This window comes from Sphingomonas koreensis (genome assembly GCF_002797435.1).
In the GTDB taxonomy this organism is placed as follows: domain Bacteria; phylum Pseudomonadota; class Alphaproteobacteria; order Sphingomonadales; family Sphingomonadaceae; genus Sphingomonas; species Sphingomonas koreensis.
The window spans coordinates 1,726,061-1,738,187 of the sequence record NZ_PGEN01000001.1 but is presented as its reverse complement, the minus strand read 5'-3'; the positions used below and the strand labels follow the sequence as shown (position 1 = coordinate 1,738,187).

Sequence of the window (12,127 nt, the reverse complement as noted above, 5' to 3'; positions counted from 1 at the left end):
CCTCAGTCGGTCGCCAGCGCCTCGCCGATCAGCTTCGCTGCCAGCCGGTGATCGGCGAGCGAGGGGTGCCACTGGCAGCCGGTGAGCTCGAATCCGGTGATGCGCAGGGTCCGCACGCGGGCGCGCAGGCCCGGGTCGAGCCGCGCGACGACCGCGGTGACCTCGGCATGGAACAGGTCCGACGTCAGCAGCAGGAAGCGAGCTTGCGGCTGGCGTGCCGCCAACTCGGTGACGAACGCCACATAGCGGTCGCGATAGGCGGTTCGCAGCGCATCTGCATCGCTCCACGGTTCGCCCGGTTTGACCGGCGTCGAGAAGTCATTGCCGCCCAGGCCGATGGCGATCACCCCCGGCTTCCACGCCGGGTCTGCTGCTGCGAGCGGCGTCGCATCGCCGGGAACGGCGCGAGGATAGAGCATGGGCAGGCTCTGGCCCTGCACATTGCCGTCGTAATTGCGGACCATGCCGTAGCCCGAGTAGGCGTGAATCCGGTAATCCGCGCCGACGGCCGATGCGACCAGCGGCCCGAATGCCTGGCTGGTATCGGTCAGCGCATGCACCTGTTGCGGGGTGCAGGTGGTGCCGGGAGAGGTGTTGCCGTAGCCGACGGTGAAGCTGTCGCCGATGAACTCGATCTGGCGCGCGCGCGGTTGCGGTGGAAGCGCGGTGCCGCCCGGTGCCTCGAATGCGATGAAGCGGCTCGATCCCGCCTGGCTTTCGGTGAGCTTGTCGAGGCGGACGACATGCTCGCCCGGTGCGAGGCCGTCGATCGTGACGTCGACGGCGCCCGGCGCGCGGAATATGCGATGCTCCTTGCCGTCGATTGACAGGCGCAGATGATCGGCGGGCGCGTCGAACCGGACGCGCACCGCGGTCCCGCGAAAGCGGGCCTCGAAATAGACGCCGGGCCAGCCGAAGCTGCGGCTCCCGTCCGGCGCGGTCGCGGTGCGGCCGCCGGTATGGACCGGAAGCGGCGTCGAGGGTTCGGTTGCGCCGATCAGCAGGCCGGCGGCGAGGATCGCGAGGATCTTAGTCATGCAGGATGTGGTAGACGCCCGGTTGCGGCGAAACCGCACCGTTCGCGGCGGCGAGGAGGCTGGCTTCGTCGGTGCGGGCAGCATCGACCACCTCGACGCGGAACCGGCCATGGAGCGCCTGCAGCGCGCGGATATTGGCCTCTCCACCCAGCGCCGCCAGGATCGCCGCCGGAAGCGTCACCGCCTCGTCCGCCAAGGCTTGCGCGGGGGCGGCGGAGACCGCCGCTGCACCACCACCGATCGCCCCGCGGATCTCTTCGGCGACGAGATCGGCGATCGGGCCGAGCACGACCTGGGTTGCATTGGCGGACGGGCGGATGATCCCGCGCGCGCCGAGCGCGTTGAGCGCCGCATCGTCGACTGCGCTCTGGTCTGCGACGATCAGCCGCAGCCGCGTGGTGCACGCATCGACGCTGGTGAGGTTCGCCGCGCCGCCCAGCGCCTTGACGAACGCCGCGCCGCGTTCGTTGCCGGCGGCCGTCTCGCCCGCCGCCGCGACCGCCTCACCCTTCTCGCGCCCGGGCGTCGCCAGGTCGAGCTTGCGGATGAAGAAGCGGAACAGCGTGTAGTAGATCACCGCATAGGCGGCGCCCACCGGCAGCAGCATCCAGGGGCGGGTCGAGAGCTTGAAGTTCAGCACATAGTCGAACAGTCCTGCCGAGAAGCCGAAGCCGAGCTTGATCCCCAGCATGTCCATCAGCGTCATCGCGACGCCGGTCAGCACCGCATGGATCGCGTAGAGCACGGGCGCGAGGAACATGAAGGTGAATTCGATCGGTTCGGTCACGCCGGTCAGGAAGCTGGTGAAGGCAAGGCTGAAGAGCATGCCGCCCACTGCCTTGCGGCGTTCCGGCCGCGCCTCGTGGTACATTGCGAGGCAGGCGGCGGGCAGGCCGAACATCATCACCGGGAAGAAACCCGACATGAACGCGCCCGCATTGGGATCGCCCGCGAAGAAACGGCCAAGGTCGCCGGTCGCTCCGCCGAAATCGCCGACCAGGAACCAGGCGACGTTGTTGAGCAGGTGGTGAAGCCCGGTGACGAGGAGCAGCCGGTTGAGCACGCCATAGACGAACATGCCCGCGCCGCCGGATTCGACCACCGCATGGCTCGCCGCGTCGAGCGCCGAGCTGATATGCGCATAGCCGTAGCCGAGGACGCCGGCGAGCAGCAGTCCGGCGATGCCGGCGGCGATGGGCACGAAGCGGCGGCCGCCGAAAAATGCGAGATACTCCGGGAGCGCGATGGTCGCGAACCGGTTGTAGAATTTGCCGCCGATCAGGCCCGAAATGATGCCGATCGGCACTTCGAGGCGGTCGATCTGCCCCGTCGCCCATGCCTGCGCTACAACCTTGGCAGCGGCGTCGGGCAGGCCGGCAACGACTTCCGGCGGGGCGATCAGGAACGTCTGCGCGCCGGTGGTCGAGACGAGATAGCAGGTAACACCCGCCAGTGCGGCGGCGCCGTTGCCGTCGCGCGCAAAGCCCACCGCCACGCCGATCGCGAACAGGATGCCCAGATTGCCGAAGATCGCCGTACCCGCGGCGGACACGAAGGCGATGTCGAGCAGGTCGGGCTGACCGATGCGCAGCAACAGGCCCGCGACGGGCAGCACCGCGATCGGCAGCATCAGCGCGCGGCCGAGCGGCTGGAGCGTTTCGAGGATCTTCCTCATGCGTTCTTCTCCTCGAACGCGCGGGCCAGCGCGCGGACTTCGGCGGCGGAGCTGCAGTGCAACGCGCGCTCGGCATGATCGCGGGCATCGGCCAGCGTCACGCTGCGCACGATTGCCTTGGCCTCGGGCACGAAGCCGGGAACGGTCGAGAGTTCGGTCGCGCCGAGGCCGATCAGGATCGGCACGGCGGCGGGATCGGAGGCGAGGCCGCCGCACACGCCGACCCAGCGGCCCTTGGCGGTAGCGCGGCGGCAGGTTTCGGCGATCATCCGCAGGACGGCCGGGTGCATCGCATCGACGCCTGAAGCGACCGCCGGATTGCCGCGGTCCATCGCCAGCACATATTGGGTAAGATCGTTGGTGCCGATCGACAGGAAGTCGGCCTCGGCGGCGAGCAGATCGGCGGTGATTGCGGCGGCCGGGGTCTCGACCATCACGCCCACTTCGATCGGCGTCTCGATACCCATCTCGCCGCGCAGTCGCTCGACCACCTCGCGCACCGCGCGGATCTCGCTCACGCTCGCCACCATCGGCAGCATGATGCGGCACTGGCCGACGGGCTGGACGCGCAGGATGGCGCGGATCTGCGTCTCGAGCAGGTCGCGATGCGCCAGCCCGACGCGGATACCGCGCAGGCCGAGCGCCGGGTTCTCCTCGGCGTCGAACGGGATGTACGCCGCGGGCTTGTCGCCGCCCACGTCGAGCAGGCGAACGATGACCGGTTTGCCCGGAAGGGCATCGGCGATGCCCTGATAGGCGGCGTGCTGCTCGTCTTCGGACGGCGCGTCCTCACGGTCCAGGAACAGGAATTCGCTGCGGACCAGCCCCGATCCTTCGGCGCCCTGCGCGGCCGCGGCCTTCGCGTCCTCGACGGTGCCGAGGTTGGCGAAGAGCTCGATCCGCACGCCGTCTGCGGTCTGGCAGGCGTTGCCCGCAGCGGCCCGCGCGGCATCGCGCCGCGCCTCGCGCTTGGCGAGGCGGGCCGCGAATGCATCGGCATCGGCCTGCGACGGATCGGGGGTGACATGGCCCGCTTCGGCATCGAGCAGCAGCGCGGTGCCGTCCTCGATCGCTTCGATCGCGTCGCCCATCGCCACCAGCGCGGGCAGTCCCATGCCGGCGCACAGGATCGCGACATGCGATGTCGGGCCGCCACGCACCAGGCAGATGCCCGCCGGCTTGCTCGCCGCAATGCTGACGAGTTGCGAGGGGAGAAGGTCGTCGGCGACGAGGATCGCGCCTGCCGCAATCGCATCGGCTTCGGCCGGAATGCCGGTCAGCACGCCGAGCACTTGCCGCTCGATATCGACGAGATCGTCGGTTCGCTCGATCAGATGGGCATTGCCGGTCGCCTTGAGCGCCGCGATCTGGTCGTGGACCGCGCCGCGCCAGGCATAGCCTGCGCTGTTGCCCGCGGCGATGCGCGTCTCGGCGCCTGCTGCCAGTTCGGGATCGTCAAGCAGCGCAAGATGTGCGCGCATCACCGCGGCGACACTGCCGCCCGCGGCATCGGCGCGTGCGCCGATCCGTACGCGAACCTCGGTCCGCGCCGCGTCGAGCGCGGTGCGCTCTGCATCGACGCCCTTGCCCTCCCGCTCGACCGCGATCGCGGTCTGGCGCAGTCGCGCTGCCGGCCCCATGGCGAGGCCGGGCGAGGCGATCACGCCGCCGATCTGACCGGGTTGCAATACGGGTGCTGCGGGAACGGCGATCGCCGGCGCATGCGCCGGCGCGCCTTCGCCCATGTCCGATCCCAGCAGGGCGACGATCGCGGCCAGCGCGGCTTCGGCGTCGCTGCCGCGTGCCTGCACCACCAGTTCGTCGCCCAGTCTCGTGCCGAGCGCGAGCAGCCCGACGGTGCTGCGCGCATCGCCGCGCTTGTCGCCGTGGAGCAGGTGGATTTCCGCCTCGAACTGGCGCGCGCATTCGCCCAGCCGCGCGGCGGGGCGGGCGTGGATGCCATGGGGCAGGATCAGCGTGACCCGCTCCTCGATCACCGTGCCGTCATCGGACCAGCGCCGCGGCTGTGTGCGTGCCGGCGCGAGCGCCATCAGTTCCTCATGCGCTCCGATCGCGCGGCCCATGGTGCGGCGGGTGATCGTGAAGGCTTCGGCGTTGGTGACGATCACCGGAGTGATCAGGCTGGTGGCGCCGAGCGCGACGGCGTCCATGTCGAACCGGATCAGCGGATCGCCGCGCGCGACCGTGGCACCGGGGGCGACCAGCGGCGTGAAGCCGCGGCCCTTCAACCCGACGGTGTCGAGGCCGATATGGATCAGCACCTCGGCGCCCTCGTCGCTGCGCAGCGAAACGGCATGCCCCGCTTCGTGCAGCGTCACCACCTCGCCGTCGAACGGCGCGCAGACCGTGTCGGCCAGCGGCTGAATCGCGACGCCGTCGCCCATCATCCGCTGCGCGAAGACCGGATCCGGAACGCTGTCGAGCGGCGCAGCCCAGCCTCGCAGCGGCGACGTGATAATCAATGCCATCCTATCCCCGGCTCTGTTCTATTGTTCTATTGCGCCGCGCGGGCGAATTCTTCTGCGTCAGCCACTGGTTCCCCGCCGATCCAGGTTCCGCGCGGCTGGAGATCCTTGTCCAGCCACACCCAGTCGGCGCGCTTGCCCGGCGCCAGCGCGCCATACCGGTCGAGCGACAGGAAATGCGCGGGCGTCGTACTCGCCATCACCGCCACGTCCGGCACGCTCAGCCCGGTCACCTCGACGGTGTTGCGCAGCGCGGAGGCCATGTCGAGATGCGTGCCGGCCAGCGTGCCGTCCTCGAACAGGCAGACGCCGTTGCGCACCATGATCCGCTTGCCCTGCAGCATGAACTCGGTGTCGCCGGTGCCGACGCTGGGCATCGCATCGGTGACGAGCATCAGCCGCTCGATCCCCTTGGCACGCACCGCCAGGCGAACCACCGCCGGATGCAGATGCGCGTCATCGACGATCATCCCGCACCAGCTCTCGGAATCGAACGCCGCGCCGACGGCGCCGGGGTTGCGATGGTGCAGCGGGGACATGGCGTTGAACAGGTGGGTGAAGCCGGTGAGCCCCGCGCCGATCGCCGCCATCATCTCGTCATAGGTCGCGTTGGTGTGGCCGGCGCTGACGATCACGCCATGCTTCACCAGGGTGCGGACATCGTCGGTGTCGCACAGTTCGGGCGCGAGCGTCAGCATCACCCGGCCGCGGCGCGGCGCGGTAAACAGCGCCAGCGTATCCGCATCGAGCCGGCGGATGCGCCGCGCCTCGTGAATGCCGCGCTTCACCTCGTTGATGAAGGGTCCTTCGACATGGATGCCAACCACGCCCGGAACGCCTTGTTCGATCGCTGCGTCGACCGCGTCGAGCGCCGCCGCGATCTGGTCGGGCGTGTCGCTGATCAGCGTCGGCAGGAAGGCGGTGGTGCCGAAGCGCGCATGCGCAGCGCCGATCGCCGCGATTGCATCGACATCGGCCTGGTCGTTGAACAGCACACCGCCGCCGCCATTCACCTGCGTATCGATGAAGCCGGGCAGCAGCCAGCCGCCGCCCAGATCGATCTTACGCTCGACGCCGCTGCCGCTCGCCGGCGTGAGCGCAATGATCGTCCCGTCGGCAACGGTCACGTCCGTACCGTCGAGCACCCCCTGCGGGGTGACGATCCGGCCGTTCTCCAGTCGAATCCTCATAGCGTTTCGGTGACCTTGTTGAGATGGGGCGGCGAATCGGGGTCGCAGCCGCGGGCCAGCGCCAGCGCATTGGCCATTTTGTAGAAGCTCTGGACGATCAGGATCGGCTCGATCGCCGGATGCGCCGCGATCGCCGGAAGGCCGGCCTGGCGTGCCGCGGGATCGGCAAGCAGCACCTCGGCGCCGCGGCTGCGGAATTCGGCGACGGTTTCGCGCACGCTCTCGCCCGCGCGGTCGCTGCTGGCGAAGGCTAGGACATGAAATGCTTCGCCGACGATCGCCATCGGCCCGTGACGCACTTCGGCGGCGCTGAAACTCTCGGCGTGGAGCGCGCAGGTCTCCTTGAACTTGAGCGCCGCTTCCTGCGCGATGCCATAGCCATAGCCGCGACCCAGCACGAACAGGCCCGACGCGCCGGTAAGCGCTGTCACCGCCGCGGACCAGTCGAGCGCGAATGCGCGCTCGAGCTGTGCAGGCAGATCGGCGACCGCCGTCTCAAGCGCTTCGTCCTGCGCCCATGCGGCGACAAGCGCGGCGATCGCCGCGAGCGAGCAGATATAGGATTTGGTCGCAGCGACCGACCGCTCGGGGCCGGCCTTGAGCGGGATGACGATGTCGGCGAGCGCGGCGAGCGGCGAATCCTCGGCGTTGACCATCGCCACGACGAAGGCGCCTGCCTTGCGTTGATGCTCCACCGTCGCGAGCAGGTCCGGACTCTTTCCCGACTGCGAGATGGCAAGACACAGTCCGTTCCCGGGCGCCACCGGCGCGTCGTAGAGCGACGCGACCGACAGCGCCGCCGACGCGGTCGGCACGCCGGTCAGCGTCTCGATGAGATATTTGGCATAGGTCGCCGCATGGTCAGAGGAACCGCGCGCACAGGTCACGACCACCGCCGGAGGCGACGCGCGCAGCCTTGCCGCAACCCGTTCTATGGCGTCGCGGTTCGCCGCCAGCATCCGCGAAACCGCGGCGCCGGCTTCGGCCGCCTCACGCTCCATCAGCGTTCCCAAACTCGCTCCGGCCGCGTTCGGCACCATTCCAGCATCTCTCCACAATTCCCCGGCCGGTCGGGCCGGTGTTCAAGTTGGTACTATATAGGTTATATTGGTCTCATCAAGATGTATGTTCGAGCCGATCAGATTTTGATGATCCAGCCCTTGCGCCGCAGCCACTCCATCGCGGCCCAGATCAGCACGATGTAGATCAGGACCGGGAATAGCGAGGCGATGGGGTCGCCGATCGCCGCGCGTGTGGCGTGGAAGGGGAGCAGAAGCAGGTCCCAGGTGACGACGCCCGAGGTGACCTGGTGCAGTGTGTAGGCGGCGATGGCATTGGCGCCGAAGGCCAGCATCGCGGTCGCGGCGATGCCGGGTGCGCGCCCTTCGCGGTCGAGGACGTGGTGCAGCACCGCGAGCGTGAGCACCGTGATGCCGGCCGTCACCAGCACGAAGGAGCTGGACCAGATGTCCTTGACGATCGGGAAGGCGAAGCTCCAGGCGATACCCGCCGCGAGCATGGCGGCGCCGGCCGCGAGGAGCAGGCGGGTACGCTGGCCCTCGCGCTTGAGCAGCAGCTCGCCGATCGCAATGCCGATCAGCCCCTGTGCGATTGCGGGCAGGGTGCCGAGAATGCCCTCGGGGTCATAGCCTTCGGGCCCCTTCACATAGAGGTGGTCGCCCAGCAGCACGCGATCGACCGATGCGACGAAGTTATGCCCGCGCTGCCAGATGTCGTTCGGCAGGCCGTCAAGGGCGGGAAGCAGGGCCAGCGGCCAGTATCCGATCAGCAGCACCGCGATCAGCGCCATGCGCACCCGCGGCCCGGCGAACAGGAAGAGCAGTGCGCACGCGCCATAGACCAGGCCGATTCGCTGGAGCACGCCGAACAGCCGCCAGTCGCGGTCGCCGAAATCGGCGAACCAGTAGAGGTTGGAGAGGATGAAGCCGAGCAGGATCAGCCGCCCGGTGCGGCTCAGGATCGGGCCGGTCGGCGCACCGGTTGCCGCGCGCTGCCGCAGCGAGAAGGGGATCGCGATACCGACCATCGTCAGGAACGCCGGGAACACCAGATCCGCCAGCGTCAGCCCCTCCCAGGATTTGTGCAGCAGGATCGGCGCGACATCCGCCTCGGCGCCATATTTCATCCCGGCCGCCGCGTTGACGAGGATCATCCCCGCCACGGTCAGGCCGCGCAATACATCGAGCGAAATCAGGCGCATCGCATCTCCCCCCTATTGTCTTCCAATGCCGCGGAGCAATTTCATTACGCTGCCATAAATTTGCAATGGACAGACCGCGTAATTTGTAGTCTATTGGTAATAGTCCAATTGCGCAATTGGTCTCATATAAAGGATCGATCGAACGATCCGGGGGTATTAGGGAAGGGAATCGGGGAATGATCGGATCGACGGTCAAGGCGATTGGGGCTCGCCGCCATAATCTGTTTCAGGGGATCTGCGTCACCGCGCTCGCCAGCGCGATCGCGATGCCCGCCTCGGCGCAGGACGCCGCCGTCCAGACCGCGGCGAGCGAAGAGGCCGCGGCCGAGGACGTGGTCATCACCGGCGCCCGCCGGAACCTTGAATCGGCGCAGAACCGCAAGCGTAACGCCGATACGGTGGTCGATTCGATCACGGCTGAGGATATCGGCTCGTTCCCGGACAAGTCGGTGGCCGAAGCGCTGCAGCGCGTGCCCGGCATCACCGTCAACCGCTTTTCCGGCACCGACGATACCTCGCACTTCTCCGCCGAGCCGTCGGGCGTCATCATCCGCGGCCTCAACCAGGTTCGTTCGGAATTCAATGGCCGCGACACGTTCAGCGCCAATTCCTCGCGCGGATTGAGCTGGCAGGACATCTCGCCCGAACTGCTCGGCGGCATCGATACCTACAAGAACCAGACCGCCGACCTGATCGAGGGCGGTATCGCCGGCACGGTCAATCTGCGCACGCGTCTGCCGTTCGACAGCAAGGGGCGGCTGATCTCACTCTCGATCAAGAACACTTATGGCGACATCGCCAAGAAATCGTCGCCGGAGGTTTCGGGCATCATCTCCGATCGCTGGGAAACCGGGATCGGTGAGATCGGTTTGATGGTGAACGGCGCTTATGCCCACGCGATTACCGCGAGTCAGGGCGTGCAGTTTGGCCGCATGGGCGTCTTCCGGAATGCGTTTGGCGAACTGAAGCCGACGGACCCGGCCGGCACGCAATATCTTAAATATATCCCGAGCGGCATCTATCTTCGCGAGAATGAGTATGACCGAAAGCGCTACGGCGTATCGGCTGCATTCCAGTGGAAGTCGAACGATGAGTCGATGCTGTTGACTGGCCAGTATAACAGGTCGCAGTATAACAATAGCTGGCGTGAATATTCGGTATTCTCCAACGTACTTGATCTTTTCGGTCGGCCGTCCGATTCTACGATTGGCCCGCCGCCCACCCCGGACGATCTTGCCGAGGTCTTTCCGCTCGATGGAACATCGTTCAAGTTCGATGACGATGGTGACTTCCTGAGCGGTTGGTGGTCTCCGCCACGCGCCTATTTGGGCGATCCAACTGCAACTATCCCAGACAACGCGTATCTTGGGCTTGGTTTGAACTCCGCTGGGCAGCCGTTCTACAACCGTTGCTATGGTTGGACCGGGTGTGCCGGCGCGACGTTGCGGCGTGCGCCGTCGGTCGATACGCAGTCCAACGCGCTGCGTAACAAGCAAGTTACTCAGGACTTCGGCCTGAATTTCCGTTGGGATGTCACGGATCGGCTGCGCGTGACGGTCGACGGCCAGTATGTCGATGCCAGTGTGGGCAACTACAATGCGTCGGTAACGACGCGAAGCTATGCCGACACGTTCGTAGATCTGACCGGAAAATATCCCCGGCTGGAGTTCAAGCCGACGGTTGCCACCAATATCAACCTGTCACCCGGCGGCCTCGTCAATCCGAACAACTATCATTACTACGCGATCACCGATCACACCGAAGACAGTGATGGCCAGGAATTCGCGTTCCGCATGGACGCGGAATATGATGTGGATTCGGGCTGGCTCGATGCGATCAAGGTCGGCGCGCGTTATGCGGATCGCGATCAGACCGTGCGCTGGGGCGCGTATAACTGGGCGAATATCTCGAACACCTGGACCAATACCCAGGCGTCCTATTTCAACCTGGACAAGCCGGTCTATCCGACGGGCAACTACGCAACCCACAGTTTCAGCAGCGATTTCTTTGCCGGCAATCAGCTGACTCACAACTCGTTCGTGTTCTTCAACATGGACAAGCTGGCGAATCGCGAGGATCTGGCCAAGGCGCTGGGTCGGCCTGCGATCGGTGTCGGTGACTATTTTCCGGTCTGTTCGAACGCCGGCTATCGCGCGGGCGAAACGGTCAAGGACAAGTTCGGCTGCTATCTGCCGAGCGAGATCCATAAGGTCAGCGAACGCACGGTCGCAGCTTATGCGATGGCCAAGTTCGGCGGCGACGGTCTGACGATTGGGGGTGTCCGGGTCTCGGGCAATGTCGGCGTTCGCCTGGTCTGGACCAATAACGCAACGCAGGGTGCAGCGACCTTCGCCAACCCATTCACTGCGGCTGACCGGATCTGTACCCCGGGAACCGACGGAGATACGGGGCGGCCCACGGCAACCGCCGGCTGCGTCATCGGAGCGTCCGAGATCGCGTTCAACAATGGTGCGACAGTGGCGGGCACGACCGATGTCAACCATTTCCACGCATTGCCGAGCTTCAACATTAAGTTCGATCTGACGGATAAGCTGGTCTCGCGCTTCGCCTATTCGCGGGCGATGTCACGACCCGATTTCGGCTTGCTCCGCAACTTCCTGACGGTCAGCCGGGTTTCGCCCAATGTCAACGATTTCAATAATACGAGGGTGACGCGCGACGCCGATGGAAGGCCCATTGCCTATGACTGGGATTATACCGGTCAGATGGGCAATCCGAGGTTGAAGCCGATCACGGCGGACCAGTTCGACCTGACGTTCGAATATTATATGTCGTCGGCCGGATCGCTGACGCTGACCGGCTTCTACAAGAAGTTTTACGATTATATTCAGCAGGGGTCGTTCGATCTTTCGGTGACCAACAATGGTGTCACCGAGCCGATCCGGGTTACCGGTCCGGTCAACGGAGAAGGCGCGGCCATCTATGGCGCTGAAGCAGCATTCCAGACCTTCTTCGATTTCCTGCCCGCGCCGTTCGACGGGCTCGGGGTGCAGGCCAACTACACCTATGTGAAGAATGACGGGATCGAGACCGTTGCGCTGACCAATGAGACCGCGGGCGGCATCGCGGGCGGCGGTCTCCAGTATAGCACTACGGCGGTGAAGGCGAAGGCGCTGGAGGGTGTCTCCGAACATGCCTTCAACATCGTCGGCATGTACGAGAAGGGCAAATTGTCGGCGCGTCTCGCGTACAACTGGCGCTCGAAGTTCCTGGTTACCGCGATCGACTGCTGCGTCGCCTTGCCGGTCTGGCAGGAGGCCGCCGGCTATATGGACGCGTCGATCCGCTTCCGGGCGACCAGCAATATCGAGTTCATCGTCGAGGGTACCAACCTGCTGGGGACCGACACCGTGCTCAAGCAGCAGGTGAACAACGACGGACTGCTCAAGGACAATGCCTGGTTCAAGAATGATCGCCGCTTCCAGATCGGTGCGCGGCTGACCTTCTGATCTAAGCGCCGGCGCCGGTTCGGGGGGACTGGCGCCGGCAACCTTGTG

General features: G+C 66.2%; 7 protein-coding genes. 1 reads left to right on the top strand and 6 read right to left on the bottom strand.

What is annotated here, in order from left to right; all coding sequences use genetic code 11:
• Window positions 1–2: 2 nt before the first annotated feature.
• From BDW16_RS08125 to BDW16_RS08100, 6 genes are all read right to left on the bottom strand, one after another.
• Window positions 3–1,037 carry an SGNH/GDSL hydrolase family protein gene (locus BDW16_RS08125; protein ID WP_066579741.1) on the bottom strand — a complete coding sequence of 345 codons (1,035 nt, stop codon included), beginning with the start codon at window positions 1,035–1,037 and terminating at the stop codon, window positions 3–5.
• Window positions 1,030–2,712 carry an N-acetylglucosamine-specific PTS transporter subunit IIBC gene (gene nagE, locus BDW16_RS08120; RefSeq protein ID WP_066579739.1) on the bottom strand — a complete coding sequence of 561 codons (1,683 nt, stop codon included), beginning with the start codon at window positions 2,710–2,712 and terminating at the stop codon, window positions 1,030–1,032. The genes BDW16_RS08125 and nagE overlap by 8 nt, the downstream gene beginning before the upstream one ends.
• Window positions 2,709–5,201: a phosphoenolpyruvate--protein phosphotransferase gene (ptsP, locus tag BDW16_RS08115; protein WP_066579737.1), complete on the bottom strand. Its 2,493-nt coding sequence runs from the start codon at window positions 5,199–5,201 to the stop codon at window positions 2,709–2,711. Before ptsP ends, nagE begins: the two co-directional genes overlap by 4 nt.
• Before the next feature lie 26 nt (window positions 5,202–5,227).
• Window positions 5,228–6,388 (bottom strand): N-acetylglucosamine-6-phosphate deacetylase, encoded by a 1,161-nt coding sequence (gene nagA / locus BDW16_RS08110; protein ID WP_066579736.1) that lies wholly within the window; start codon window positions 6,386–6,388, stop codon window positions 5,228–5,230.
• The gene (locus BDW16_RS08105) at window positions 6,385–7,428 is read right to left on the bottom strand and encodes an SIS domain-containing protein (RefSeq protein WP_066579734.1); all 1,044 of its coding nucleotides are present in this window, start codon (window positions 7,426–7,428) and stop codon (window positions 6,385–6,387) included. Before BDW16_RS08105 ends, nagA begins: the two co-directional genes overlap by 4 nt.
• Window positions 7,429–7,526: 98 nt before the next feature.
• Window positions 7,527–8,609 carry an acyltransferase family protein gene (locus BDW16_RS08100; RefSeq protein WP_066579732.1) on the bottom strand — a complete coding sequence of 361 codons (1,083 nt, stop codon included), beginning with the start codon at window positions 8,607–8,609 and terminating at the stop codon, window positions 7,527–7,529.
• 176 nt (window positions 8,610–8,785) lie between these two features.
• Between BDW16_RS08100 and BDW16_RS08095 the strand changes: the two genes are divergently transcribed.
• A complete protein-coding gene (locus BDW16_RS08095; protein ID WP_066579730.1) occupies window positions 8,786–12,079 on the top strand; it encodes a TonB-dependent receptor in 3,294 nt (1,097 codons plus the stop codon).
• Window positions 12,080–12,127 lie beyond the last annotated feature (48 nt).

Excerpts from the sequence above, each read along its gene's own strand:
- BDW16_RS08125 (WP_066579741.1), bottom strand. The coding sequence starts at position 1,037 with ATGACTAAGATCCTCGCGATCCTCGCCGCCGGCCTGCTGATCGGCGCA.
- nagE (WP_066579739.1), bottom strand. The coding sequence starts at position 2,712 with ATGAGGAAGATCCTCGAAACGCTCCAGCCGCTCGGCCGCGCGCTGATG.
- ptsP (WP_066579737.1), bottom strand. The coding sequence starts at position 5,201 with ATGGCATTGATTATCACGTCGCCGCTGCGAGGCTGGGCTGCGCCGCTC.
- nagA (WP_066579736.1), bottom strand. The coding sequence starts at position 6,388 with ATGAGGATTCGACTGGAGAACGGCCGGATCGTCACCCCGCAGGGGGTG.
- BDW16_RS08105 (WP_066579734.1), bottom strand. The coding sequence starts at position 7,428 with ATGGTGCCGAACGCGGCCGGAGCGAGTTTGGGAACGCTGATGGAGCGT.
- BDW16_RS08100 (WP_066579732.1), bottom strand. The coding sequence starts at position 8,609 with ATGCGCCTGATTTCGCTCGATGTATTGCGCGGCCTGACCGTGGCGGGG.
- BDW16_RS08095 (WP_066579730.1), top strand. The coding sequence starts at position 8,786 with ATGATCGGATCGACGGTCAAGGCGATTGGGGCTCGCCGCCATAATCTG.